This is a genomic window from Pseudactinotalea sp. HY160 (assembly GCF_009372055.1).
Lineage (GTDB): Bacteria > Actinomycetota > Actinomycetes > Actinomycetales > Beutenbergiaceae > HY158.
Genome location: NZ_WHMT01000011.1, coordinates 73,917 through 100,269 on the forward strand (window position 1 = coordinate 73,917; position 26,353 = coordinate 100,269).

The 26,353-nt window shown below is 71.2% G+C and carries 22 protein-coding genes and 1 pseudogene; 13 read left to right on the forward strand and 10 right to left on the reverse strand.

The window, feature by feature from the left end; translation table 11 throughout:
• Nucleotides 1-124: 124 nt before the first annotated feature.
• The 4 genes from GCG21_RS11315 (at nt 125) to GCG21_RS11330 (ending at nt 5,931) form a co-directional block, all read left to right on the forward strand.
• The gene (locus GCG21_RS11315) at nt 125-1,678 is read left to right on the forward strand and encodes a sugar ABC transporter ATP-binding protein (RefSeq protein WP_152909787.1); all 1,554 of its coding nucleotides are present in this window, start codon (nt 125-127) and stop codon (nt 1,676-1,678) included.
• Nucleotides 1,675-2,691 carry an ABC transporter permease gene (locus GCG21_RS11320; protein ID WP_152909788.1) on the forward strand — a complete coding sequence of 339 codons (1,017 nt, stop codon included), beginning with the start codon at nt 1,675-1,677 and terminating at the stop codon, nt 2,689-2,691. The genes GCG21_RS11315 and GCG21_RS11320 overlap by 4 nt, the downstream gene beginning before the upstream one ends.
• Nucleotides 2,692-2,808: 117 nt before the next feature.
• Entirely contained in the window at nt 2,809-3,813 is a 1,005-nt protein-coding gene (locus GCG21_RS11325; protein WP_152909789.1) for an ABC transporter substrate-binding protein, read from the forward strand.
• A 165-nt stretch (nt 3,814-3,978) separates the two neighbouring features.
• Complete coding sequence (locus GCG21_RS11330; protein WP_152909790.1) at nt 3,979-5,931, forward strand: potassium transporter Kup; 1,953 nt, start codon at nt 3,979-3,981, stop codon at nt 5,929-5,931.
• A 164-nt stretch (nt 5,932-6,095) separates the two neighbouring features.
• Here the strand turns inward: GCG21_RS11330 and GCG21_RS11335 are convergent, their stop codons facing one another.
• Nucleotides 6,096-8,240 carry a cytochrome c oxidase assembly protein gene (locus GCG21_RS11335; RefSeq protein ID WP_370517469.1) on the reverse strand — a complete coding sequence of 715 codons (2,145 nt, stop codon included), beginning with the start codon at nt 8,238-8,240 and terminating at the stop codon, nt 6,096-6,098.
• A gap of 242 nt (nt 8,241-8,482) precedes the next feature.
• Between GCG21_RS11335 and GCG21_RS11340 the strand changes: the two genes are divergently transcribed.
• From GCG21_RS11340 to GCG21_RS11365, 6 genes are read left to right on the forward strand one after another with little or no spacing between them, the layout of a single operon-like run.
• Complete coding sequence (locus tag GCG21_RS11340; RefSeq protein ID WP_152909791.1) at nt 8,483-9,505, forward strand: MoxR family ATPase; 1,023 nt, start codon at nt 8,483-8,485, stop codon at nt 9,503-9,505.
• Between the two features lie 31 nt (nt 9,506-9,536).
• Nucleotides 9,537-10,430: a DUF58 domain-containing protein gene (locus GCG21_RS11345; RefSeq protein WP_152909792.1), complete on the forward strand. Its 894-nt coding sequence runs from the start codon at nt 9,537-9,539 to the stop codon at nt 10,428-10,430.
• Entirely contained in the window at nt 10,417-11,016 is a 600-nt protein-coding gene (locus tag GCG21_RS11350) for a DUF4381 family protein (protein ID WP_152909793.1), read from the forward strand. The genes GCG21_RS11345 and GCG21_RS11350 overlap by 14 nt, the downstream gene beginning before the upstream one ends.
• A complete protein-coding gene (locus tag GCG21_RS11355) occupies nt 11,010-12,047 on the forward strand; it encodes a hypothetical protein (protein WP_152909794.1) in 1,038 nt (345 codons plus the stop codon). The genes GCG21_RS11350 and GCG21_RS11355 overlap by 7 nt, the downstream gene beginning before the upstream one ends.
• Complete coding sequence (locus tag GCG21_RS11360; protein ID WP_152909795.1) at nt 12,044-13,219, forward strand: VWA domain-containing protein; 1,176 nt, start codon at nt 12,044-12,046, stop codon at nt 13,217-13,219. Before GCG21_RS11355 ends, GCG21_RS11360 begins: the two co-directional genes overlap by 4 nt.
• Nucleotides 13,216-14,190, forward strand: coding sequence for a hypothetical protein (locus GCG21_RS11365; RefSeq protein ID WP_152909796.1), 975 nt, complete (start codon nt 13,216-13,218; stop codon nt 14,188-14,190). The genes GCG21_RS11360 and GCG21_RS11365 overlap by 4 nt, the downstream gene beginning before the upstream one ends.
• 136 nt (nt 14,191-14,326) lie before the next feature.
• On the opposite strand, the pseudogene GCG21_RS11370 reads toward GCG21_RS11365, so the two are convergent.
• From GCG21_RS11370 to GCG21_RS11400, 7 genes and pseudogenes are all read right to left on the reverse strand, one after another.
• Nucleotides 14,327-14,719, reverse strand: a pseudogene (locus tag GCG21_RS11370) (type II toxin-antitoxin system VapC family toxin); the annotation flags it as partial.
• A gap of 20 nt (nt 14,720-14,739) precedes the next feature.
• The gene (locus GCG21_RS11375; RefSeq protein WP_227993700.1) at nt 14,740-14,967 is read right to left on the reverse strand and encodes a CopG family transcriptional regulator; all 228 of its coding nucleotides are present in this window, start codon (nt 14,965-14,967) and stop codon (nt 14,740-14,742) included.
• 126 nt (nt 14,968-15,093) lie between these two features.
• Complete coding sequence (locus GCG21_RS11380; RefSeq protein ID WP_194165055.1) at nt 15,094-15,900, reverse strand: tetratricopeptide repeat protein; 807 nt, start codon at nt 15,898-15,900, stop codon at nt 15,094-15,096.
• A gap of 114 nt (nt 15,901-16,014) precedes the next feature.
• Entirely contained in the window at nt 16,015-17,649 is a 1,635-nt protein-coding gene (locus GCG21_RS11385) for a 2-oxo acid dehydrogenase subunit E2 (RefSeq protein ID WP_152909799.1), read from the reverse strand.
• Nucleotides 17,650-17,673: 24 nt separating this feature from the next.
• Nucleotides 17,674-18,708 carry an alpha-ketoacid dehydrogenase subunit beta gene (locus GCG21_RS11390; protein WP_152909800.1) on the reverse strand — a complete coding sequence of 345 codons (1,035 nt, stop codon included), beginning with the start codon at nt 18,706-18,708 and terminating at the stop codon, nt 17,674-17,676.
• The gene (gene pdhA / locus GCG21_RS11395; RefSeq protein ID WP_152909821.1) at nt 18,705-19,790 is read right to left on the reverse strand and encodes a pyruvate dehydrogenase (acetyl-transferring) E1 component subunit alpha; all 1,086 of its coding nucleotides are present in this window, start codon (nt 19,788-19,790) and stop codon (nt 18,705-18,707) included. Before pdhA ends, GCG21_RS11390 begins: the two co-directional genes overlap by 4 nt.
• 361 nt (nt 19,791-20,151) lie before the next feature.
• The gene (locus GCG21_RS11400) at nt 20,152-21,243 is read right to left on the reverse strand and encodes a histidinol-phosphate transaminase (RefSeq protein ID WP_152909801.1); all 1,092 of its coding nucleotides are present in this window, start codon (nt 21,241-21,243) and stop codon (nt 20,152-20,154) included.
• A gap of 42 nt (nt 21,244-21,285) precedes the next feature.
• On the opposite strand from GCG21_RS11400, the gene GCG21_RS11405 reads away from it, so the two are divergent.
• Nucleotides 21,286-21,678 carry a phage holin family protein gene (locus GCG21_RS11405; protein WP_152909802.1) on the forward strand — a complete coding sequence of 131 codons (393 nt, stop codon included), beginning with the start codon at nt 21,286-21,288 and terminating at the stop codon, nt 21,676-21,678.
• A gap of 25 nt (nt 21,679-21,703) precedes the next feature.
• Here GCG21_RS11405 and GCG21_RS11410 read toward each other — a convergent pair whose 3' ends face one another.
• Both GCG21_RS11410 and GCG21_RS11415 read right to left on the reverse strand, forming a co-directional pair.
• A complete protein-coding gene (locus GCG21_RS11410) occupies nt 21,704-23,170 on the reverse strand; it encodes a hypothetical protein (protein WP_152909803.1) in 1,467 nt (488 codons plus the stop codon).
• On the reverse strand, nt 23,170-23,424 hold the full coding sequence (locus GCG21_RS11415) for a hypothetical protein (RefSeq protein ID WP_152909804.1): 255 nt from the start codon (nt 23,422-23,424) through the stop codon (nt 23,170-23,172). The genes GCG21_RS11410 and GCG21_RS11415 overlap by 1 nt, the downstream gene beginning before the upstream one ends.
• A gap of 359 nt (nt 23,425-23,783) precedes the next feature.
• Here GCG21_RS11415 and GCG21_RS11420 point away from each other — a divergent pair, with 359 nt between their 5' ends.
• Together GCG21_RS11420 and purB are read left to right on the forward strand one after the other, a co-directional pair.
• On the forward strand, nt 23,784-24,293 hold the full coding sequence (locus GCG21_RS11420; protein ID WP_152909805.1) for a low molecular weight protein-tyrosine-phosphatase: 510 nt from the start codon (nt 23,784-23,786) through the stop codon (nt 24,291-24,293).
• A gap of 178 nt (nt 24,294-24,471) precedes the next feature.
• On the forward strand, nt 24,472-25,923 hold the full coding sequence (purB, locus tag GCG21_RS11425; RefSeq protein ID WP_152909806.1) for an adenylosuccinate lyase: 1,452 nt from the start codon (nt 24,472-24,474) through the stop codon (nt 25,921-25,923).
• The last annotated feature ends 430 nt before the right edge of the window (nt 25,924-26,353 follow it).

Here is a 26,353-nt window from a genome sequence, read left to right on the forward strand (position 1 = left end):
TGATGGTCGACATTGGTAGCTCGTCCCGATCCCAAGGAAGTGGTCTCATGCCCGCTCGCGTATCCCCCGCACGGCCGTCGTCGCGGACCCGGCGTGCCCGTGCGGCCGGGCCGGAGCCGCGAGCATGACCGGGACCGACACACTGCTCAGCCTCGAGGGAGTCTCCAAGGGATTCCCCGGCGTGCAGGCACTCGACAACATGCGTCTCGACGTGCGCTACGGCGAGGTGCTCGCGCTCGTCGGCGAGAACGGCGCGGGCAAGTCGACCCTCATGAAGCTGCTCTCGGGCCTGTACACCCCCGACTCCGGCACGTTCACGCTCGACGGCGAGGACTACACGCCCTCCGGCCCCCGGCACGCCGAGGAACTCGGCATCAGCATCATCCACCAGGAGTTCCACCTCATGCCCGACCTCTCGGTCGCGCAGAACATCTTCATCGGCCGCGAGCCCCGCCGGGCCGGGCTGTTCACCGACGACCGGCGCCTGAACGAGATGGCGCGCGAACTCCTCGACCGGCTCGGACTCGACCTCGATCCCCGCGAGCCGGTCCACCGGCTCACCGTGGCCAAGCAGCAGATGGTCGAGATCGCCAAGGCGCTGAGCAGCTCCTCCACCAAGGTCCTCATCATGGACGAGCCGACCGCGGCCCTCAACGACGCCGAGGTGGCGACGCTGCACGAGCTCATCCGCCGGTTCATCAGCCCGAGCACGGCCGTCATCTACATCTCCCACCGGATGGACGAGCTGAGCGCCATCTCCGATCGCATCACCGTGATCCGCGACGGACTGTACGTCACGACCGTGGAGACCGCCACGACGTCGATGCCGGAGGTCATCGCCCACATGGTCGGGCGCGAGATCGACACGAGCGTCGGCCCCCAGAACGTCCGCGCCGACCGTGAGGTGATTCTCGCGGTCGAGGGGCTGCACACGAAGGAACTGCTCCAGGACGTCTCCTTCGAGCTGCGCAAGGGTGAGATCCTCGGCTTCGCCGGGCTCATGGGCGCCGGCCGGACCGAGGTCGCCCGCGCGATCGTCGGCGCCGACCCGATCACCGACGGCACGATCACCCTGCACGGCAAGCCCGTGCGGATCCCCCACCCGGCGCGGGCCGCCGAGTACGGGATCGGCTACCTCTCGGAGGACCGCAAGCGGTTCGGGCTCATGCTCAACCTCGCGGTCTCGAACAACATCGCCCTGTCCTCCCTCTCGGAGCACTTCAGCGCCGCCGGCTTCGTGCGCGACCGCGACATCAACCGGGTCTCGCGCACGCACGTGGACACCCTCGGCGTGCGCACCCCGTCCATCAAGCAGGTCGTGGGGAACCTCTCGGGCGGGAACCAACAGAAGGTGGTCATCGCGAAGTGGCTCGCCAAGGACTGCGACGTGCTCATCTTCGATGAGCCCACCCGGGGGATCGACGTCGGGGCGAAGGACGAGATCTACCGGCTCCTCAACGAGCTGGCCGCCGCCGGCAAGTCGATCATCATGATCTCCTCCGAGCTCCCGGAGGTGCTGCGGATGGCCCACCGAGTGGTCGTCATGAGCGAGGGCCGGGTCACCGGCGAGCTCGAGTCCGGCGACGTCACGCAGGAGAACGTGATGCACCTGGCCACCCTCCGCCCCGAATCCGAGAGCAGTCGCGGATCCGTCACTACCGAGGCAGGACTAGCATGACCACACCCACCACGACCGAGGTGCGCTCCTCGACGGCCGGCACCGGCGCGGGACTCATGGGCCACCTGCGCACCGGCCTGCAGCAGATGCTCGCCTTCGCCGGACTCATCGTCATCATGATCGTGTTCTCGCTGGCCTCGCCGGTGTTCTTCACGTTCGACAACATCGTGGGGAACATGCTGTTCTCCGCGGTGGTCATCGGCACCCTCGCCCTGGGCACGACCTTCGTCATCATCACGGCCGGGATCGACCTGTCGATCGGCACCGGGATGGCGCTGTGCGCCGTCATGGCCGGCAACTTCATCACGAACATCGGCCTGTCCTGGCAGCTCGGGGTCGTGCTCGCGATCGCGTTCGGCGGGCTCGTCGGGCTCGTCAACGGGGTCTTCATCGCCGTGGCGAAGCTCCCGCCGTTCATCGCGACCCTCGCGATGATGATGGTCGCCGAGGGCCTCGCCCTCGTGTTCTCCGACAGCGCCCCGATCTACGTCGACCGGGACACCGACGGCGGCTTCATGGACCTGTCCACCGGCACCCTCATCCCGCAGGTGCCCAACGCCGTGCTCGTGCTCATCGGTGCCGCGATCATCGCCGGGATCGTGCTCAACCGCACCGTCCTCGGGCGCTACACCTACGCGATCGGCTCGAACGAGGAGGCCACGGCGATCTCCGGGGTCAACGTGACCAAGTGGAAGATCCTCATCTACACGTTCGCGGGCCTGTTCACCGGCCTCGCCGGCGTGATGATCGCCGCCCGGCTCGGCTCGGCCCAGCCCGCGATCGGCATGGGGTACGAGCTCCAGGCGATCGCCGCCGTGGTCATCGGCGGCACCTCCCTCATGGGCGGGAAGGGCTCGATCGTCGGCACCGTCATCGGCGCGCTGATCATCTCCGTGATCAACAACGGCCTCCAGCTCATGTCGGTGCCGCAGGAATGGCAGAACGTCATCCTCGGCGCCGTCATCCTCGCGGCCGTGTTCGCCGACACCGTGCGCCAACGCACCACCACCTGAGACCCCCCGCAGCCGAGCCTGCGGGACCCGGGCGAGCTACGCCGTCCGAAATCGATGAACCCACGTCAGATCACACCCCGCTCTCACGGGTGAGAGCCACAATGAAGGAGTATCACCATGCGCAGACGGACTCTGCTGATGGGCGCTGCCGCCTCCGCCGTCACCGTCGGACTGGCCGCCTGCTCGAGCGGCGACGACACGGGTAGCGCCGACGGCGGCAACAACGACGGCGGCGGCGAGGGCGGCGGCGACGACCTGCCCTACATCGCGATCGTCTCCAAGGGCTTCCAGCACCAGTTCTGGCAGGCCGTCAAGAACGGCGCCGAGGACGAGGCCGAGGGCAAGGCGACGATCACGTTCGAGGGCCCGGCCACCGAGGCCGACGTCGAGGACCAGATCAACATGCTCCAGACCGCGCTGGCCAAGAGCCCGGCCGCGATCGGCTTCGCCGCCCTCGACTCCAAGGCCGCCGAGGGGCTGCTGCAGCAGGCGCAGACCCAGGACATCCCGGTCATCGCGTTCGACTCCGGCGTGGACTCGGATGTGCCGCTGACCACCGCCTCGACCGACAACAAGGCCGCCGCCGCGGAGGCCGCCAAGCACATGGCCGAGCTCATCGGCAACAAGGGCAAGGTCGCGATGGTCGTGCACGACCAGACCTCCGGTTCCGGTCAGGACCGCCGCGACGGCTTCATCGAGTGGATGGAGGCCAACGCCCCCGACGTCGAGCTCATGGAGCCGCAGTACGGCGACGGCGACCAGAACAAGTCGGCGAACATCACCAAGTCGATCCTCACCGCGAACCCGGACGTGGCCGGCATCTACGGCTCGAACGAGGGCTCGGCGATCGGCGTGGTCAAGGGCGTCGAGGAGGCGGGTGCCGGCGGCGACGTCGTGGTCGTCGGCTTCGACTCCGGCAAGGCGCAGATCGACGCGATCCGCTCCGGGCTCATGGCCGGGGCGATCACGCAGAACCCGGTCGGCATGGGTGCCGAGGTGGTCAAGGCCGCGCTCAAGGCGATCGCCGGCGAGGAACTGCCCGAGACGATCGACACCGGCTTCTACTGGTACGACGCGAGCAACATCGACGACCCGGAGATCGCGGCCGTCCTGTACGAGTGACGCGCTGAGGCCCCCGAGGCCGTCACGGCGATGCCCCCGCAGGAGTTCCTGCGGGGGCATCGCCATGTTCCCGTGGCGCTGCGCGCGCTAGTTTGAGAGCGACGCGGCGAGGCAGCGGAGGTGTCCGATGGCGACTGTGACCAGGGGCCCGGGAGCACCGCGGAGATGAGCGAGCCCCCGGAGGTCGCCTCCCAGGATCGCCCGGACCGCGCCCGGGCGACATCCGCCGAGGACAGGGCCACCCGCGCGGGCGGCTCCCGGCGGGTCCTGTTCCTGCTGGCCGTGCTCGGGGTGGTCTACGGCGACCTGGGCACGAGCACGATCTACGCCCTGCGGACCGCGTTCTCCGGGAGGGTGGTGACGCTCGAGGCCACCGCGGCGAACGTGCTCGGCATCCTCTCGCTCGTGCTGTGGACCCTCATCGTCGTGGTCTCGATCAAGTACATGGGCGTGATCCTGCGTCTCGACAACCGCGGTGAGGGCGGATTGTTCGCACTCATCGCGCTGCTGCGGCCGTGGCGGGCACTCGGGCGGATTCGGCGGCGAGCCCTGGTCCTGCTCGGGCTGGCCGGCGCGGCGATGCTCTACGCCGGCGTCATGATCACCCCGGCGATCTCGATCCTCAGCGCCGTCGAGGGTCTCGAGATCGCCGCACCGGGGACGGGCCGCCTCGTCGTGCCGATCACGATCGCCATCCTGGTCGCGCTCTTCCTCGTGCAGCGATTCGGTACGGCGCGGATCGGGGCGGCGTTCGGGCCGGTCATGGCGCTGTGGTTCGCCTCGATCGGAGCGCTCGGGCTGTACGGGATCACCCGGGCACCGCAGGTGCTCGCCGCGATCGATCCGCGCCGCGCCGCGGGCTTCCTCGCCCAGGCACCGGTGACCGGCCTCGTCGTCCTCTTCGCCGTGTTCCTCGTGACCACCGGCGCCGAGGCCCTGTACGCCGACCTGGGCCACTTCGGGACCCGGTCGATCCGCCGGCTGTGGTTCGCGTTCGTGCTTCCCGCGCTTCTGCTCAGCTACCTCGGGCAGGGGGCGGGGCTGCTCCGCGATCCCTCCTCGTCCGAGTCCCCGTTCTTCCGCCTCGTGCCGACCGCCCTGCTCGTTCCGATGGTGGTACTGGCCACGGTCGCCACGATCATCGCCTCCCAGGCGGCCATCACCGGAGCGTTCTCGCTCACGCGCGCGGCCGGACGGCTCGGGATGATGCCGCCGCTGCGGGTGGTGCAGACCTCCGCGGAGAGTCCGGGCCAGGTGTATGTGCCGGCGATCAACCGGATCCTCATGAGTGCGGCGATCGTGCTCGTGCTCACCTTCCAGACCTCCGAGCGCCTGGCCAGCGCGTACGGGATCAGCGTGAACACCACGATGGTCGTGACCACGGTCCTGGCGTTCGTGATCACCCGGGAGCGGCTCGGTTGGCCGAGGTGGCGGGCGGGTGTGGTGTTCGGAGCGTTCCTCGTGGCGGAGCTGGCCTTCCTCGGCTCGAATCTGCTGCGGGTTCCCCACGGTGGCTGGTTCCCGGTGCTGGTCGGCGCCGGGTTCTTCGCCGTCCTGTCCACCTGGCGCCGGGGCGGGGAGCTGCTCGCCGGCAGGACGACCGCGGACTCCCACCCGATCGAGACCGTGCACACCCGGCTGCGGGAGGAGGACGTCGCCCGGGTGCCCGGCGCGGCCGTGTTCCTCACGCCGTGGCTCACCGGCACGCCGCCCTCGCTCACCCATCACGTGCAGCGCACGCGCGCGCTGCAGCGCCGGGTCGTGCTCCTCGGTGTGCTCGTCGAGGACGTCCCGCGCACCACCGCAGACGAGCGGATCCACGTCGACGACCTCGGCGAGGGATTCGCCCGGGTCGTGCTGCACTACGGCTACCTGCAGCGGGTCAACGTGCCCTCCGAGCTCAACCGGTGCCGGGGCCGACTGGGCATCGACCTCGACGAGGTGACCTACTACATCGAGCACGAGCAGCCGCTGCAGGGCCACGGCCGCCGCCGCGGGCTGGCCGCCTGGCGCGAACGTCTCTACGCCGTGCTCAAGCGCAACGCCCTGGATCCGACGACGCGGTATCAGATTCCCAGCGACAGGATCGTCGACCTGGGGCTGCGGATCAGGATCTGAGTCCCGTCGGGCTCGGTGGGACCCCGAGCACCGCTCGGCCGCGCTCGCCGGCGTCCTGAGACAGCACGCATCACCGATGTCCCGATGCGGAACTGTCACCCATGGCCCGATACAGGAGACATCTCCGGCGTGGGTGGAGGTCCCCGCTCAGGAGCCGGCGGCCGTCACCGGGTGGGCGAGTGCGAGGAGTCCTCGGGCTCCTCGTCGGCGAGGCGGGCGAGCATCGCGTTGTACTCGGCGAGTTCGGCCCCGCCGTCGCGGTCCGCCTGGCGGTCCGTGCGGCGGGCGGTGCGTTCGTCGGTCTTGGCCCACATGAGGGCGAGCGTCACGGCGAGCGCGAGGGAGGGGAGTTCCCCGATACCCCACGTGATCTGCCCGCCGGTGTACTGGTCGGCGAGCGCGTCGACACCCCACGGGAGCCCGAGCCGCCCGAAGTAGTCGGCGCCGATGAGGTCGGTCATCGACATGATCGCGAGCGCGAAGAAGGCGTGGAAGGCCATCGTGGCGAGCAGCAGCACGAGCCGTAGCGGGTATCCGGGCCGGGTCGGGCCCGGGTCGATGCCGATGAGCACGTTGACGAACAGATACCCGATGAGGGTGAAGTGCACGATCATGAGCACGTGCCCAATATGGGTGGTCATCGCGAACACGATGAGCGGGGTGAAGTAGAAGACGGCCATCGACACGATGACGTTCCCGGCCGCGACGATCGGGTTCGACAGGAAACCCGCCCATCTGGAGTGCACGATCGCGAGCAGCCATTCGCGCGGCCCGCGGGAGCCGTCGTGGCGCGCGGGCAGGGCGCGCACCGCCAGGGTCACCGGTGCCCCGAGCACGAGCAGGATCGGCAGGATCATGACGAGGCTCATGTGCGCGATCATGTGTGCGCTGAAGAGGATGTGCCCGTATACGGCGGCTCCGCCGAGGTTGAGGTAGCCGAATCCGAGCACTCCGAGCAGCCAGGGAACGGTGCGGCCGAGCGGCCAGGAGTCCCCGCGCCGACGCAGGCGCAGCACCCATCGGATGTAGACGACGGCCATGACCACCGTCAGGGCACCGAACAGCAGGTCCGGGTAGAACTCACTGAACCAGCGACCGAAGGTCGGCGGCAGCGGCACGTCCCGCTGGGAGAGCACCTGGGCCGGACTCGGAGCCTCGATCGGGTCCTGCGGAACCGGCGGGGCGGTCGAGGCGAGCACGACGGCCAGCCCCATCGCGGCGGCCATGACGAACAGTTCGCCGCCGGCGAGGCGCCAGAAGGCGCGCGGCCGCTCGGCCAGCGCCGCGATGGTCGAACGGCGGTGCCAGGCCCCGGCGAAGCCGAGCAGCCCGAAGGCGACGATCTTCGCGATGAGCAGGGACCCGTACGTGGTGCCCAGCCCGCTCAGATCGCCCAGGCGCAGCACGGCGTTCGCGATCCCGGAGACGGCGACGCCCACGTAGCACCACGCGGCGATCGTGGAGAATCGGGCGGCGGCGCCCGTGACGTCGGGGCCCGCGGTCGACAACTCCCGCCCGCCCCGCGGCCTCCCGGCCCGGTCGCGACCGGGTCGCTCCGTGGCAGAGGGATCGTTGCCGCCCCGGTGACGCTCGCCCCGGTCACTGCCGGCCCGGGCCGCGGCTCCGGCCACGGCTCCGGCCGCCCGGCCCGCCGAGAGCACCGGACGCACGAGCATGAGCACGAGGAGTGCCCCGACCCAGATTCCGACGGTGACGATGTGGATGAATCCGGCGTTCATCGCGAGGTCGTGGTTCTGGGCGCCGGCGGCGTGCCCGAGCACGGCGATCGGGATGATCACCGAGACCGACATGACGAGCGTGAGCAGCGCACTGCCCCAGCCGGCGATGGCGACGGCGGCGACGGAGGTGAGGGCGGCGAGGATGAGCGTGACGAGCCGGGCCTTGCCGGCCCCGAGCTCGGTCAGGTAGTAGGCCAGCTCGTTCCCGAATCCGGGTTCGCCGATCGGCCTCCCGGACACGGCCGCGTAGGTGAACACGAGTTGAGCGGTGAGCGCGATCGTCCAGACCGTGGCGGCCGCCGCGACCACCGTGCGCGCCCGCTCCCAGGCGGGGGTGCGCACGGCGAGCACGAAGACCAGGAGCATCGAGCCGCCGATCGTGACGGATGCGGCCAGGTCCGCCAGGCCGTTGATGATCGGACGGCCCCATCGCACGAGTACGCCGGGGTCGGCCAGCAACGTCGCCTCGGCGCTGCCCGAGAGGGCCAGCGCGAGCGCGGCCGCGACCACGAGGGTGCCGGCGATCCCGGCCACCCACCACACCATTCGTTGCCACTGCGTTCGCGCCACGCCTCGAGCCTAACCGGCCGCGCCGACACCGGCCCCCTCCGGCCCCTGTGACCTGCGACCCTGCGCCCCTGCGCCCCTGCGACCCTGTGAGCCTGTGAGCCCGCGTTCGAGCTGGAGCCGGGAGCCCGATCGACCAATCGACCGGCCGTTCAGGCCGGTGTCAGATCGATGAGGCATAATCGCTGAGTCATTGCAGCCACCGCACTGGCACGGCACCCGTGACACCGAGGAGACTCCCGAGTATGACCACCGCCGCACCCAGCCGTCTGGCGCCGCGCACCTCCCCGATCTCGTTCGACGAGGGGCAGCGGGCAACCGACCTGCTCGGCCGGATGGTGCGGGTGTTCGATCAGCGCATCGTGGGCCAGGAGGCCCTGCGCACCGCGCTCATCAGCTCGCTCGTCGCCGGCGGGCACGTGCTCCTCGAATCGGTGCCCGGCCTCGCCAAGACCACCGCCGCGGAGACCCTCGCCGCCTCGGTCGGCGGGAAGTTCCACCGCATCCAGTGCACGCCCGACCTCATGCCCAACGACATCGTCGGCACTCAGATCTACAACTACGGCACGGGCGAGTTCTCGACCCAGCTCGGCCCGGTGCACGCCAACCTCGTGCTGCTCGACGAGATCAACCGGTCCTCGGCCAAGACACAGGCGGCGATGCTCGAGGCGATGCAGGAGCGCCAGACCTCGATCGGCGGCACCAACTATCCGCTGCCGAAGCCGTTCATGGTCATGGCGACCCAGAACCCCATCGAGGAGGAGGGCACCTACGTGCTGCCCGAGGCCCAGATGGACCGGTTCCTCATGAAGGAGGTGCTCTCCTACCCCAGCCCCGAGAACGAGGTGACGATCCTCGACCGCATCTACACCGGGTCGATGGAGGCGCCCCTGACGGGATCCCCGATCACGCTGGAGGACGTCTCGTTCCTGCAGCACCTGACCACCAAGGTCTACGTCGACACGGCGATCAAGCAGTACATCGTGGCGATCATCAACACGACCCGCGGCGGCGGACCCCGCCCGCTGCCGGACTTCACCAAGCACGTGCGCGTCGGCTCCTCCCCGCGCGGGGGCATCGCGCTCATGCGGATCGCGCAGGCCGTCGCGTTGCAGGAGGGCCGTTCGTACGTGGTGCCCGACGACGTCAAGTCGTTCCGGCACGCGATCCTGCGTCACCGCCTCGTGCGCACCTACGACGCCCTCGCCAACAACGTCGCCCCCGAGGCCCTGATCGACGCGATCTTCGCGGCCGTTCCGAGCCCGTGACGCCCCCGCAGCGGTGACGACCCCCTCCCCCATGACGCCGAACTCCCCCTCGCGGCTCGCGAAGGTCCGCGCGCGGCTGGACCTGCCGACGGTCCGCCGCGCCTCCGGCCTGCTCTCGGGACGGCACCGCTCGATCTACTCCGGGCACGGCCAGGACTTCGACGAGATGGCCCTCTACCAGTACGGCGACGCCATCTCCGACATCGACTGGAAGGCCTCGGCCGCCTCGGGCATCCCCGTGATCCGCCGGTTCGTGCGCGAGTCGAACCTCGCGATGGTCCTCGCCCTCGACACGGGCCGGAACATGAGCGCCACCGCCCGCGACGGCGACCCGAAGAGCGCCGTGGCCCTGTTCGCCGCGGAACTCATCTGCTACCTCGCCCGGGCCCGCGGCGACACGGTCGCGCTCGTGGCCGGGGACTCCGAGCGGCTCATCCAGCTGCCCGCCCGCGGGGGCCTCTCGCACATGGAGATGCTGCTCTCCCGTGCGGAGGCGATGTGGACGCGGCAGGCGCCCGCCTCCGACCTCGTGCGCGTGCTCGACCGCACCCTCGCGTGGTTCACGCGCCGCTCGCTCGTGGTGGTCATCACCGACGAGGCCCGGCCCACCGACGAGCACGAGGCGGCGCTGCGCCGGCTGCGCACCCGACACGAGGTCATGTTCGTGCAGGTCGCGGACGCGCTGCCGACCATCGACGAGCATCTCGCCGTGGACGATGTGGACCATCACCTCGACATCCCCCAGTTCCTGCGCGCGAGCCCCGGGCTGGCGGAGCAGGCGGCGGCGTACGTGGCCGAGCGCCGCGCCCGCACCCAGGCGCTGCTACGGCGCCGGGGCATCGAATCGGTCACCGCCACGAGCATCGACGACCTGATCAACCAGCTCATCGACCTGTTGGGGAGGCAGAAGCGTGTCCATCACTGACCTTCCCGCCCGCCTCGCCGCCCTGATCGACCTGGTCAACCCTGTCGACTCGGCCGGCCCGAGCGTGCCGCCCCCCGCCCTCGGCGAGGCGCCCGCGGGGGCGAGCGCCGTCGTCCATACGCTTGCGGTCGACATCCACGAGCCGGTGATTCCCGCGAGCTACTCGACCTGGGTGTGGGTGGTGGGCCTCGCGCTCGTCGTGGCCGTGGCCGCCTGGTACGGGTGGGTGCTGTGGTGGACCAGGCGCCGCCCCGCCCCCGATCCGCACGCCGACCCGGCCCAGTGGACCTCGCTGCGCGCAACCACGCTGGCCCGCGTGGACGAGGCCGAGCAGCGATTCCGCGACGGCGAGTCGGACCTGCGTGGCCTCGCCCTCGGGCTCAACCGGATCATGCGCGAGTTCTCGACCGCCCGGCTCGGCCAGGACACGACCTCCCTCACCGTCTCGGAGATCGCCGACCTCGACGGCACCGACCGGCTCGCCGGGCTGCTGCGGGGCTACGAGGAGCCCGCCTTCGCGTTCGACAGCGACGCCGAGGCCCTGACCGCCACCGGCCGCGCCCGGGAGGTGATCGCGGCATGGTGAGCCAGGTGCTGCTCCAGCCGTGGGCCCTCGCGGCCGCGGTCGCGCTCGTGGTCGCCCTGGGCGTGGCGGGCTGGTGGGCGCGTCGTCCGCGTATGGACGACGCCCACGTCACCTGGATCGCGAACGCCGAGTACGTCCCGGGCCTGCGGAGCTTCCAGAGCCAGCTGCGGGTCTACCGCACGGGGATGGTCTCGGCGGCGGTCCTGGTCGTGGCCACGACGCTCGCGGCGGGGGTCGTGGCCTCCCGGCCGGTGGAGCAGGCGGTCCGATCCGACGAGCTCGCGACCCGCGACATCGTGCTCTGCCTCGACGTGTCCGGCTCGATGATCGGCTACGACGAGGAGATCGTCGACCGGTTCCTCGAACTACTGCCCTCGTTCCACGGGGAACGGGTGGCGCTGTCGATCTGGAACTCCACCTCGCGCACGGTGTTCCCGTTGACGAACGACTACGAAATGGTGCGCGAGCAGCTGGAGGAGGCACGCTACGTGCTCTCCTTCGACCTCGACTCCTTCGGGCTCGGGATGGATCAGCACAAGTACGAGCGGCTGCTCGACTTCATCCAGGGCACCTACCTCGAGTCGCTCGACTCCGCCTCGCTCGTGGGCGACGGGCTGGCCAGCTGCGGGCTGCTGTTCGACGAGTCGGACACGGAGCGCTCGCGCTCGATCATCTTCGCCACGGACAACGACGTGCAGGGTGAGCCGCTGTACACGCTGACCGAGGCCACCGACAAGGTCTCGGACCAGGGCGTGAAGCTGTTCGGGCTCTACGCCGGCGAGACGACCGCCTACTCCGAGGGCCTGCGCGACGAGTTCCAGCGGGTGTTCACCGCCCACGGCGGCTCGTTCTACGAGGCGAGCAACCCGGACCTGGCCGACGACGTGGTCGATCAGATCGCGGCCCAGCAGGCCGCGGACCTGGACGCCACCGAGAAGGTGATCACGACCGACCGCGCCACGAACGCGTTCGGCTGGCTGGCGGTGCTGCTCGGCGGCTACCTGATCGTGATGTGGAGGTTGCGCTCATGAGCCTGCAACCGTTGTGGCCGATCTGGCTCCTCGCGGTGGTGTTCGTGCCGCTGGCGGCGCTGGCGGTGTGGCAGCTCGCGCGCAGCCGGGGCCCGCGCCGGATGGACTGGATCCGGCGGTGCGCGCTCCTCGCCGTCGTGGTGTTCATCGGGCTCGGCCCCTCGACGCAGGCGCGCATCCCGGACGGGCTCACCTCGAATGCGGAGCTGTACTTCGTGGTGGACCGGACCGGTTCGATGGGCGCGCTCGACTATTCCGGCGACGAGCCGCGGCTGGCCGGGGTCCGGGCCGACATGGAGGCGCTCACCGACGTGTTCCCCGCGGCGAGCTACTCGATCCTCGCGTTCGATTCGACCGCCACCCAGCAGTTGCCGCTCACGACGGATGCCCGCGCGGTGCGCAGTTGGGCCGAGACCGTGACGCCCGAGCTCTCCGCCTATTCGGCCGGGTCCTCGATCGACCGGCCGCTCGAGGCGCTCACCACCACGCTCGAGCGGGCCGCGACCGAGCGGCCGGAGAACGTGCGGCTCGTGTTCCTGCTGAGCGACGGGGAGAACACCCGCGCCTCCGGGTCCAATCCGGACACCGTGGCCTCCTTCACCCCGCTCGCGCCCCTCGTGGACGGTGGCGCCGTGCTCGGCTACGGCACGAGCGAGGGCGGGCAGATGCCGCTCGTGACCGGCAGCGGGAGCTCGAGCAGCGAGCGGATCATCGACCCCGCCACCGGCGAACCGGCGATCTCCCGGATCGACGAGAACGCCCTGCGGACCGTGGCCGCCGACCTGGGCATCGAGTACCTGCACCGCATCGACGACTCCTCGCTCGACTCGCTCGCCGACGACGTCGACCTCTCGACGATCACCGGCGACGGGCGCCGCGACATCCTCACCTACGAGGGCTTCTACTGGATCGCCGCCCTCGCGGTGGCCGGGCTGCTCGGGTGGGAGGCGTGGAGCCTCGTGCGGGAGGTGCCCAAGCGCTCGTGGATGCGGGGCCGGGCCGCGCGGTCCCGGGCCGCGTCCGGCGGTGCCGGTGGCCACGGCGGTGCCGGTCGCAGCACGGACGGCGGCGGGATCGGCTCCGGACCGTCCGGCGGTCTCGACACCGCACCGTCCGCGGCGGCGTCCCACCTCGTGGGCGAGTCGCGGCAGATGGCGGGGAGACGACCATGAGTTCGACGCTCACACCACCGGCCTGGCTGCCCGAGCCGGGCACGTTCACCACCCCGGCCGAACGCCGGGACGCGCTCTTCGCGAGCAGGCTGGCCGCCCGCCGCAGGCGCCTGCTGCTGTGGTCGGCCCCGCTCGTGCTCCTCGCGCTGCTCGCGAGCGCGAAGCTGCTCTCGGCCACCCTCATCAACATGGCGGGGTCGAGCGCCTATTCGAGCGCGAGCTACGCCACCGCACAGGACCGCTACGAGGACCTCAAGTTCTTCAACGTGATCGAACCGTGGAAGGCGTACTTCAACGAGGGCACGGCCCGGTACGCCGCCGGAGAGTTCTTCCTCGCCACCCAGCAGTTCGATCCCGCCCTCGACCTCGTTCCCCGGGCCCCGGAGGGTGAGCCGCGGGAGCCGCTCGAGTGCGCGGTCCGCACGAACTACTCCCTCTCCCTCGAGGGGCTGGGCGACGAGAGCCTCGCCGCGAACGATCCGGGCATGGCCACGAACTACTACGACCAGGCCCAGGAGATGCTCGCCGACTGCGGCACCTCCGGCGGCGGGGGCGAGGCGGCCGAACAGGCCGAGGAGCGTCAGCAGCAGCGCCAGGAGGAGGCTCAGAACCAGCAGGAACAGCAGCAGGGCGGCGACCCGGACAGCCCTGAGAACCCTGCGAACCCTGACAGCCCTGCCAACCCCTCGGACTCTCCCAGTGCGGGCGATCCGACCCCGGGTGAGGAGTCGCCGACCCCGGGCGATGAGGGCGGCGATCCCTCCGAGAGTCCGAGCGAGGGTGAATCCGGTGGCCAGGACCCCTCCCCGACGCCGTCCGAGGGCGGCCCGGGTGAGGGCACCCCGTCGGCGGAGCCGAGCGGGCGGCCGACCGATCCGAAGGAGCAGGAGCTCCAGGACCGCAACGACGAGGCGAACGAGACCGGCGAGCAGGAGACCGGCAGCGGGCTGGGCAGCGGACAGAACTGGTAGCGGACCGGGCCGGGAACAGGCCGAGCCCGGCCGAGCCGAGGGCACGGCGTCTTTGCCGGGGCCGGGCTACGGGTGCCTACCGAGTGGGATGGCCCCCGGGTGCAGCGCCACACAGACTGAGCCGGGTGCGCGTGCCTCACGGGAGGAGCGTGAACGCGTCGACATGGGCCGGTCGCACCACGGTGAAGTGGCGTCGATCGACGGTCGCGATCTCGCTGATGTCGAGGCGTTCGGCAGTGGCCACGACCGACGCGTCGACGGTGCCCAGCGGTAGATCCCGGTAGCGCGCGACCAACTCGGCGATGCGTAGCCAGTCCGCTGCCGCAACGGGCTCGACGCTGAACGAGCCGCCCGCCAGATCGCCGAGGAAGCGAATCTCCGGACCTGTTCCGAGTCGAGTGGCCAGCAGGTAGACCACCTCGGTGATGACCAGCGTGGGGACGACGAGCGGGCCGGCATGGGTTTCGAGAAGTTCCAGGGCCGCACCGTGGTGCGCATCATCCGCGTCGACGTAGGCGTAGAGCGGTCCAGCGTCGACGACGAGCGCCGCTACTGTCCGACCTCGGAGGCGAGGATCTCTTCGATCCGTTCGGAGACGTCGCTGCGCCCACTTCGGCCGGCTGCGGCTGCACCGAGCCGGCGACCCGTCGAGGGCCCCCCGAGGTAGGCCTCCAGCGCTTCACGGCTGATCTCGGCAATGGTCGTTCCGCGGCGTTCCGCTTCGTGCCGCAGCCGGGCATCGAGCGCATCCGGAAGCTTGATCGTCGTTCTCATCATGTATGCCAGCATATTCGGCGAGGGTCGGCGGCGCCAGGGTTCCTCGCTCGAGTCGCGGAACACGGGACCCTGTGGAGGTCGGTCGCCGGGGCCTCGACACAATCCCGCGTTCGAGCCGGCGCCGGCTCAGGACTCGCGCCGCACGAGGGCGTTGGCGAGGTTGTCCCGGGCGACCTGGGTCGTGGGATGGTCCGGGCCGAGGGCGCGTTCGGCGTCGGTGGTGAGCCGGCTGTACATCTCGATGGCGTCGTCGAGCCGGTTCGCGGACTCGAAGGCACCGGCGAGGTTGTTCCGACACGTGAGGGTGTTCGCATGGTCGGGCCCGAGGCTGCGCTCCGCGCCGATGAGCGTGAGCTCGTACTGCTCGATCGCCTCGTCCACCCGGCCGACGGCCTGATAGGCGTAGGCGAGGTTGTTCCGACTCGTCAGGGTGTCGGGGTGGTCGGCGCCGAGCGCCTGCTCCCGGTCCGCGAGCGCCTGCTCGTAGGAGGTGATCGCCTCGTGCAGCCGGCGCGCGGTCTCATAGGCGTGGGCGAGATTGTGCCGGCTCATGAGGGTGGCCGGATCGTTCGGGCCCAGCACCCGCTCCCGGGCGGACACGACCCGCTCGTACAGGTCGATCGCCGCCTCCGGGCGCTCGGCCGACTCGTAGGTGTATGCCAGGTTGTTGCACGTCGTCAGGGTCGCCGGATCGTCCGGGCCGAGCACCCGCTCCCGATCGGCGAGGGTGCGCTCGTACAGCGCGATCGCCTCGTCGTAGCGACCCGCGGACTCGTACACCCCGGCGAGCGCGCTGCGGCCGGTGAGCGTGTCGGGATGGTCGGGTCCGAGCTCCCGCTCCCGCTCCGCCACGGCCCGCTCGTAGCGGGTGACCTCGTCCACCTGTTCCATGCTGCCCACCCGCGTTCGTATCGCCCAGATCGTCTCGATCATCGATATCGTCCAGATCGCCCGGCTCGTGCCCGGCACCGTCATGCTACGGCGCCCGGCGGCCCCGATCCCGGTCCAACGGTCCTACGCGGGCCGGCCGGCCCCAACCGTTCCCGGTCAGCCCCAGACCAGGCCCCGCGAGGGGTCGGACATGATCGCGGCGACGTCGGCCAGCACACGCGAGCCGAGTTCGCCGTCCACAAGCCGGTGATCGAAGCCCAGGCCGAGCTGGGTGACCCACCGGGGCTTGACCTTGCCCTTGTGCACCCACGGCCGCTGCTCGACCGCGCCGAAGGCGAGGATCGCCGACTCGCCGGGGTTGAGGATCGGGGTGCCGGTGTCGATGCCGAACACGCCGACGTTCGTGATGGTCACCGTGCCGTCCTGCATCGAGGCCACCGGGGTGCGGCCGGAGCGCGCGACCCGGGTGAGCTCGCCCAGGGCCACGGCGAGCTCGAGCAGGCTCATCCGGTGAGCGTCCTTGATGTTCGGCACCACGAGGCCGCGGTTCGTGGCGGCCGCGATGCCGAGGTTGATGTAGTGCTTGTAGACGATCTCCTGGGTGGCCTCGTCCCAGGCGGCGCTGATCTCCGGGTGCCGGCGGATCGCGAGGATGAGCGCCTTGGCGGCGATGAGCAGCGGGGTCACGCGCACGTCGGCGAACTCCCGATCGGCCCGCAGCCGCTCGACCAGCTTCATCGTCTTGGTCACGTCGATCGTGGTGAACACCGTGACGTGGGGCGCGCTGAACGCGCTCGAGACCATCGCCTCGGCGGTGCGGCGGCGCACGCTGCGCACGGGCACGCGGGTCTGGCGGCCGTCGCGGGAGACCGTGCCGCCGTCGAGCCAGGGCCGGTCGTCCTCGGGGTGGACCACGAGCCGTTCGGCGCGGGAGGTCTCGACGGCGTCGAGCACGTCCTCGCGGGTGACGAGATCGCCCGGCCCCGTGCCGCGGACCCGCGTCAGGTCGACCCCCAGGTCCTTCGCCAGCTTGCGCACCGGCGGCTTGGTCAGCACCGGCACGCCGGTGGGGTGGACCGGCTCGTCCACCTCGACCGCGACCGCCTGCGGCGGTGCGAGCTTGTCATGGACGACGCCCGGCCGAGTCGCCCGGTCCGGCTGGGACGGGTGCGTGGCCGGGGCGGGCTGCCCTGCGGGCCCAGCGGGCGCAGGCGTTCCGGCCGTCGCCGCGGGCGCGGGTGACGGGGTGGACCCGGTGGCCGATGTGGACCCGGTGGCCGGCGTGGGCGGCATGGACCCGGTAGGCCGTGTGGTTCCAGTGGGCCGGGCCGGCTGGGTCGATGACTGTCCCGCCGGACGCCCCGCCGGCTGGGCCGCCGACTGGGCCGCGCCGCGCCGCGCGCGCCTGGTCGCGGGCGCCTTCGCGGTGCCGTAGCCGACGAGCACGTCGCCGCTGGTCTCGTCCTCGTCCGCGGACGTGCCCGTGCCGACTGGGTTCGTCGACCCCGTCGAGTCCGTCGAGCCGGCCGGAGCTCCCGAGCCGTCGGGGTCGACGTCGAAGGTGATGATCGGTGTGCCCACCTCGACCGTGTCGCCGACCGCGGCGAGCACCTCGGTCACGCGACCCGCGTGCGGGCTGGGCAGCTCCACCAACGACTTCGCGGTCTCGATGTCGACGAGCGGCTGGTTCACGGTGACGATGTCACCGACGGCGACCTTCCATTCGACGATATCGGCCTCGGTCAGGCCCTCGCCGACGTCGGGGAGGGGGAACGACACGAACGTGGGCATGCTCGATCCTCTCAATCCACCGGCTCAGTACGCCAGCACACTATCGACCGCCTGCAGGATACGGTCGAGGTTGGGCAAGTAGTGAGACTCGACCTTCGACACGGGGTAGGGCATGTGGAACCCGCCCACCCGGTGCACCGGGGCCTCGAGGGAGTAGAAGCACTCCTGACCGATGCGGGCGGCGATCTCGGCGCCGGCCCCGAAGAAGATCGGCGCCTCGTGCACGACGACCAGTCGGCCGGTGCGGCGCACGGATTCGGCCACGGAATCGAAGTCGATCGGGGAGATCGACCGCAGGTCGAGCACCTCGATGCTGCGCCCCTCGGCCTCGGCCACCTCGGCGGCCGCGAGGGCCGGCTTGACGCTCGGCCCATAGCCGACGACGGTCACATCGGTGCCGTGGCGCAGGAGCCGGGCCCGCTGGAGGTCGTCCTGCCCGTCCTCCGACAGCACGCTCCGCCCGCTCACCGGCGCGATGCCCAGGTCCGCGTCCGTGGCCGAGGTGGCGACGTCGTCCTTGTCCCAATAGCGAGCCTTGGGCTCGAAGAAGATGACCGGATCCGGGCTGGCGATCGCCTGCTGGATCATCGTGTAGGCGTCGGCGGCGTTGCTCGGGCTGAGGATCCGCAGCCCGGCGGTGTGCGCGAACAGCGCCTCGGGCGACTCGCTGTGGTGCTCGATCGCGCCGATGCCGCCGCCGTAGGGGATGCGGATGACGACGGGCAGCTCGAGCGCGCCGCCGGTGCGGTAGTGGAGCTTGGCGAGCTGGGTGGTGATCTGGTCGTACGCGGGGAACACGAAGCCGTCGAACTGGATCTCGCACACGGCACGGTAGCCGGCGTAGGCCAGCCCGATCGCGGTGCCGACGATCCCGGACTCGGCGAGCGGGGTGTCGACCACCCGCTCGGGCCCGAAGTCCTGCTGGAGCCCCTCGGTCACACGGAAGACGCCGCCGAGGGCGCCGATGTCCTCGCCCATGAGCAGGACCGTGGGATCACGCTCCATCGAGCGGCGCAGGCCGGCGTTGATCGCCTTGGCCAGGGCGAGCCGTTCACTCATTCCGCCTCCTCGAAGCCGGCCTCGTAATCATGGAACCAGGCCCGCTCGCCCTCCACGAGGGAGTGCCGGCCGGCATAGACGTGATCGAACATCGACTCCGGGGCGGGCGACTGCAGGGAGCGGCAGAAGTCGCGGGCGCTCGCCCCGAGCTCGTCGGCCTCCTGTTCGAGCTCCGCGAAGAACTCCGCTCCCGTGCCATCGGCCTCGAGATGGGTGCGCAGCCGCTCGAGCGGGTCGAGACGGCGCCAGCTCTCCTCCTCCTGCGCCGTGCGGTAGCGCGTGGGGTCGTCGGAGGTGGTGTGGGCACCCATGCGATAGGTGACCGCCTCGATGAAGGTGGGGCCGCCGCCGCCGTGTGCGCGCTCGACCGCCGCGGCGGTCACCGCGTAGCTGGCCAGCACGTCGTTGCCGTCGACCTGGATCGAGGGGATGCCGAATCCGGTGCCGCGATCGACGATCGGGCCGGGCGACTGCACGGCCGTGGGCACCGAGATCGCCCACTGGTTGTTCTGGCAGAAGAAGATGACCGGCGCGTTCGCGGAGGCGGCGAAGACCATCGCCTCGCTCACATCGCCCTGGGAGCTGGCGCCGTCGCCGTAGTAGGTGATCACGCAGCGGTCGCGGCTCGGGTCACCGGTGCCGACGTCGCCGTCGCGCTGGATCCCGAGTGCGTAGCCGGTGGCGTGCAGCGTGTGGGAGCCGATCACGAGCGAGGGCGTGGCGAAGTTGTTCGCGAAGGGGTCCCAGCCGCCGTGCTGCTGCCCGCGGTAGAGCAGCAGCAGCGTGTTGAGGTCGAGGCCTCGGACCCGGGCGACCCCGTGCTCGCGGTAGGAGGGGAACACGAAGTCCTGCGGGGAGAGCGCGTGGGCCGAACCGACCTGGGCGGCCTCCTGCCCCTGGCTCGGCGGCCACAGCCCCAGCTCCCCGTGTCGCTGCAGGGCGGTCGCCTCGGCGTCGAACCGGCGCACCAGCGCCATGTCGCGATACATGGTCTCGAGTTCGGTCCGACCCAGATGGCTCACGCGGTCCGCGTAGTCGCCATCGGTTCGCCTCGTGCCCGTGGGTGTGAGCAGCTGAACCATGTCCGTTGCCCCGGGGGTCTCCCGGTCGCCGTCGGAGGTGATCACACCGAACTCCTTGTCCTCGTGCCGCGGCCGCCGAGGCGACGACCTGCAACCTACGCCAGCGTAGGCTACGGGAGCGTAGGTTTCGGTGGGCAATATCTCACACTTGTCGGCGTCGACCTTTGTGGGGTTCTCACAAAGCGCGGCGGATAGCGCCGACACGCAGCCGACTTGGAGCCGACATGGAGCCGGTGCAGCACGGGCAGCACGGGACTGGGTGCCCCGAACACCACCAGGAGTGGTCCAACACACCCAGAGGGCACCCAGTGCTCCCGGGGCACGTCTCGACCGGGTCACCGAGGGCGGCGGCGGAGGTCCCTCAGCGCCAGCGGGCGGCGAGCGCGATGGCGAGGTCGTTGGCCTCGGGCTCGCCGATGCTCACCCGCACGCCGTCGCCGTCGAAGGGGCGCACGGTGATCCCGGCATCGAGGGCCGCGCTCGCGAACGCCGTGGCGCGCTCGCCCAGCCGGAGCCAGTAGAAGTTCCCCTGCGGATGGCCCAGGTCCCAGCCCTGCCCGCGCAGGGCCGCCACGACCCGTTCCCGCTCCCGCACGACGTCGTCGACGATCTCGTCGATCGCCGGCTGCTGGGCGAGCGCCACCCGGGCGGCGCGCTGGGCCACGGCGTTGACCGCGAAGGGGGTGGCGGCGGCCCGCAGCGTGCGCACGATCCGGGGGCGCCCCACGAGGTAGCCGACCCGCAGCCCGGCCAGGCCGTACGCCTTGGAGAAGGTGCGGGCGAGCACGAGGTTCGCGTGCTCGGCGAGGAGCGCGCGCCCGTCGAGCCGGTCGGCGGTGCGGTCGAAGTGCACGTACGCCTCGTCCAGCAGCACGAGCACGTCCTTCGGCACCCGCGGCAGGAACGCGGCCAGCTCGGTGTGTGTGAGCGCGGCCCCGGTCGGGTTGTTCGGGGTGCACACCATGACGACCCGGGTGGCCGGGGTGATCGCCGCGAGCATCGCCTCGAGGTCGTGTCCGCCGTCGGGCCGGTTCGGCACCGGCACGCCGGTGGCGCCGCTCGCCTGCACGAGGATCGGGTAGGCCTCGAAGGACCGCCACGGATAGACGACCTCGTCGCCGTCGGCCGCCGCGGAGCGCACCACGAGTTCGATGAGCGCCACGGATCCGTTGCCGGCGAGCACCGCATCGGCGTCGACCCGGAGCCGCTCGGCGAGGTCGGCGCTCAGGTCCTCGGCCGCCATCTGACCGTACCGATTGACGTCCACGGCGGCGTCGGCGATCGCGGCGACGACGGCGGGCAGCGGCGGATGGGCCACCTCGTTGGAGGAGAGTTTGAACACGCGCGGCCCCTCGGCCCGCTTCCCGGCGACGTAGGCGGGCAGGCCCTCGAGCGCCGGTCGGAGTCGGACGTGCTCGCGGGGATGTCCGGCGGGGGGCTGCTCAGGGGTCATGGTGCAAGCATGCCGCACGGGCGGTGATGCAATAATCGCCCGATGCAGTTCGTGTTGAGAGTCCTTGCCAACGGGGTGGCCATCTGGCTCGCCTCCGAACTCCTCGCCGGTGTCGCGGTCAACTCCGACGAGACCTGGCAGTCGACCGTGCTCGTGATCGGGATCATCTCCCTCATCTTCACGCTGATCAACAGCATCGTGAAGCCGGTGGTCAAGATCGTCACCTTCCCGCTCTACATCCTCACGCTCGGCCTGTTCTTCGTGATCGTCAACGCCGCGATGCTCCTCCTGACCAGCTGGATCAGCTCCCACACCCGGTTCGGGCTGAGCATCGACAACTTCGGCACGGCCGTGCTCGGTGCCCTGATCATCTCGATCGTGTCGGCGATCATCATCGCGATCCTGCCCGACCGCCGCCGGCGGCGGCAACGCTGACCCCCGCTCACCCGGCTCACCCGGCTCACCCGGCCCACTCCACTCCCTGGAAGTAGCGCGTCTCCACGGCGACGCCGGCGGGCGCGATCTCCTCGAGCAGGTCCTTCACGCCTCCCAGGAGCGGGTCGTCGGAGGCGTCCACCCGTTCGGCGGTGCGCAGATAGGCGGGCAGGTCGTGTGAACCGCGCGCGTCCGTGATCGCCCGATCGAGCGGATCCGCCGACTCGTGCAGCGAGCGCTCCACCGTGACCATCCCGGGCTCCACGCTGTTCGAGTCGTCGTCGAGGCCGGGCACGGGATCCTCCGTGTGCTCGAGGGCGAGGGTCTGCGCGTCGGGCGCCGCCAGGTCCGAGATCGGGCTCCCGGCGGTGATCACGCCGGCGATGTTGAAGTTCCTCGCCTCGGGGTGGTTGGCCACGTTGACCGCGACCATCCCGCCCTGGGAGTGGCCGGCGATGACCACCGGGTCCGTCGGCCCCACCCCGGCCCTCCGCATCCCGGTGAGCACCATCCGGGTCGCCGCCGAGTCCATCCCGATCAGGGCCGCCGGGTTGTTGCGCCAGCTGAGCGGGTTCGTCAGGCTGATGCCGTCCTGGCTGCCCGGCACGAACACCTCCCAGGCGACCGAGCCGTCCGGAGCCGTGAGCTTGTCGATGCGGAACTGTCCGGAGACACCGCCCGACCCCGGGTAGAGGGGCTGAATCGCCGCCACGGCGCCGGCGACCGTGGACACGGGGGCCGCCGCCGGGCCGGTCCACTCGCGCACGGCCACGGTGGTCGACGGGCCGAGCGCGAGCGCGACCGTCCGCGCGGCCTGGGCCTCGGGATCGGGGTGGAACGGGAAGACGGCGCGGGTGACCTCCCGCAGGATCTTCCCGCTCCCGGCGCCGCCGGGATGGACCTGGCCCATCGCCATTCCCTCCGCCTGCCCGCCGACGACCCCCTCCGCGAGGCCGAGCACGTGTCCGAAGGGCAGGAGTGGCCCCGGCAGCATCGCCGCCGGGTCGAGCCGGCCTCCACCCGGAAACAGGATCCGCCCGGCCTGCGCCCAGGGTGCGTGGTCGAGTTCGGGGCTGTGCATGCGCTCCGAGATCACGCGCAGCGGGCGGATCGGATTCGGCACGAGCGGCCCCCGCAGGCCGAAGACGCCGGGCCCGGGGATCCGCGCCCGCGCCGCGGCCTCGGCCCATTCGTAGCGTGCCACGGCGATCCGCGCGCTGCTCGCGATCTTCGCCGCCTCGTGCCGGTGGGCGAGGATCCGCCCGCAGGCCTCGGACAGCGCCGCCAGCACGGTCGACCCGCCCGGGGCCAGGTGCGCTCGCGGCGTCAGGATCGCCCGGGCCCGCTGGAGGGAGGCCGTGACGGTCGCCAGTCGGGCGACGACCTCGTCGATCTGGCCGGCCCGCCGGTGGACGAGTTCGGTGTCGACGCCGTAGGCGCTCGTGCCGATCGGCGCGCCGTAGACGATGAGGCCCCCGTGATCGTCCGGCATCAGCGGATCCCTCCCGACAGCGCCGCCGCCGCCTCCGCGAGCGCCAGCTCGTGGCCATAGGCGATCCGCCCGACGTGGCGCAGGTCGCCCCGCAGCCGCACGAGCTCCGCACACAGCCCGATGAGCCGGTCGCGGCAGGCGTCCCCGGCCACTCCGACCCAGTCGGACAGGTCGATCCGGGCCACGTCGGTGGCCACGGCGTCGACCTCGTCCGCGGCCGCGAACACCGCCGCCGAACCCAGATGATCTGCCATCGTCGCCTCCTCACCGGCGGGCCCGCGCCCAAGCCGTTCCGCACGTGTTCGCCGACAGTAGGAGTCGCGGCCGGGGAGCGGCCACGCCCGTCGTCGCCGCTGTGGATCCGGACTCAGCCTGTGGACGACGCAGCCTCGCCCGGCCGCGCGGGCGAGGCCCGGGTCTGATGGCCGGGATGGTCGGCCCCGTCCCGGGCCGCCCGGCCACGCCGGCGAGGCCTGAGTGCCGCGCGGGTGTCGGGCGGATGTCGGGCGAGTTCCGCCAGGGTGCAGGGTGGGTGCAGCCCGGTGCAGCCGGGATGCGGCCTGAGTGGGCGTCGGCGCGTGCATCCGGGCGCGGAGTGTGCTGACAATGGGTCATGGCCTCCTTGTACGCGATCAGCGTGGTCTGCACCGGAAACATCTGCCGCTCCCCCATGGGCGAGGTCATCCTCCGCGAGGCCGTCGCCTCGGCGGGGCTGGCCGACCACGTGCGCGTGGTCTCGGCCGGGACCGGCGACTGGCACGTCGGCGACGGCGCCGACCACCGGGCCGCGGCCGTCATGGCCGACCACGGGATGAGTCTCGCCGAGCACCATGCCGCCCAGTTCACCGCGGCGGACTTCGCCCGCGTCGACCTCGTGCTCGCCCTCGACGCCGGCCACGAGACCTACCTGCGCCGGCTCGCCCCCTCCCCGGCCGACCGGGACAAGGTGCGGTTGCTACGCAGCTTCGACCCCGTCTCGGTCGCCGACGACGACCTCGAGGTCGCCGACCCCTACTTCGGGGACCGCCGGGACTTCGAGATCACCTACGAACAACTCCGGGCCGCGGTGCCGGGAATCCTCGAGCACGTGCGGGCCGCCCTCGCCGTGCACGCCACCCGCTGATCCCGTCGCCCCCTCCGCGGCTCACGGCCCCGGGCCGGGCGGGGCCCCATCGACGGCGAGGTGGGCCCATCGACGGCGCGGTGGGTGTCGAGGGGGTGAGAGCGGTCGGGTGCCGGCGCGGCCCCGCCCGGGCGGCGCCGGGGCGGAGGAGCCGGCCGGGTCTGGAAGAATCGGGCCCATGACGCGCGTGGACCTGGCATCCCTCACCCCTGCCCTTGCCCTCGGGCCCCTCGACGGCCGCTACCGCGGCGCGGTGGCCCCACTGGTCGACCACCTCTCGGAGGCCGCGCTCAACCGGGCCCGCCTCGAGGTCGAGGTCGAATGGCTCATCCACCTGACCAGCACCGGCGCCCTGCCCGGTGCGCCCCGGCTGTCGGCGGCGGAGCAGGGGTACCTGCGCGGGCTCGTCGACGACTTCGGCGCCGACGAGATCGCCGAGCTCGCCGAGATCGAGGCCGAGACCCGCCACGACGTCAAGGCGATCGAGTACTTCCTCAAGCGTCGCCTCGCCGCCGCCCCGCAGGCCCTCGGCAGCGATGGCGGCATCGACGGCGAGCACACGAACCTTCCCGCCGTGAGCGAGATCGTGCACATCTTCTGCACGAGCGAGGACATCAACAACCTGAGCTACGCGCTCACGGTGCGCGACGCCGTCCACAAGCAGTGGCTCCCGGCGGCGACGGCGGTGGCCGACGCCGTGGCCGACATGGCCCGCGCGAGCGCCGAGGTGCCGATGCTCGCCCGCACGCACGGCCAGCCCGCCACCCCGGTCACGCTCGGCAAGGAGCTCGCGGTGCTCGCGCACCGGCTGCGGCGCCAGCTCCGGCGGATCGAGGGCGCGGAGTTCCTCGGGAAGATGTCCGGGGCGACCGGCACGTACGGCGCGCACACGATCTCGGTGCCGGGCACGGACTGGCAGCAGGTGGCCGAGTCGTTCGTGACCGGGCTCGGGCTCACGTGGAACCCGCTCACGACCCAGATCGAGTCGCACGACTGGCAGGCGGAGCTGTACGCGGACATCGCGCGCTTCAACCGCGTGCTGCACAATCTGGCCACCGACGTGTGGACCTATATCTCGCTCGGCTACTTCCGGCAGCGGCTCTCGGCGCAGGGCTCGACCGGGTCCTCCACGATGCCGCACAAGGTCAATCCGATCCGGTTCGAGAACGCCGAGGCGAACCTCGAGATCTCCTGCGCCCTGCTCGATTCGCTCGGCGCCACGCTCGTGACCTCCCGGCTCCAGCGCGACCTGACCGACTCCACCACGCAGCGCAACATCGGGGTCGCGTTCGGGCACTCGATGCTCGCCCTGGACAACGTGCGCCGCGGGCTCGCCGGCCTCGACGTGGACGCCGCCGCCATGGCCGCCGACCTCGACGCGAACTGGGAGGTGCTCGGCGAGGCGGTGCAGTCGGCGATGCGCGCCGCGGCCGTCGCCGGGGTCGAGGGCATGGCCGACCCGTACGAGCGGCTCAAGGAGCTCACCCGCGGCCGCCGGGTCGACGGTCCCGCCATGCGCGAGTTCATCGCCGGCCTCGGACTGCCTGCGGACGTCGCAGCTCGCCTGCTCGACCTCACTCCCGCCTCGTACGTCGGCCTGGCGCCGCAGCTCGTGGCGCACCTGGCGTAGCGGCGTCCCCCTGGGGTGCCCTCCTGCGCGGGGAAACTCATCGGTGCCGGAGACCAGAAAGTTGCCCCACCCGATGGGGCGCCTCCTGCGCGGGGAAACTACTCGGCGCCGGACACCAAAGAGTTTCCTCACCCCGCGGGGCGCCCCTTGCGCGGGGCACATCGGTGGTGCCGGAGAACAGAAAGGCTCCCCAGCCCCGCGATGCCCCCATGCTGGGGAAACTTCTTGGTGCCGGAGACCAGAAAGTCTCCCCACCCGATGAGGCGCCTCCTGCGCGGGGAAACTTGCCGGTGCCGGACACCATGTTATGTCGCAGGACATCGGTGACAGTTCTGCATCAGGACATCGGTGACAGTTCGAGGGGTCTTGGTGGTGACACTTCAGCGGGTTTGATGAGCGGATGCCTGCGAATGAGCCTGTTGATGCCCGT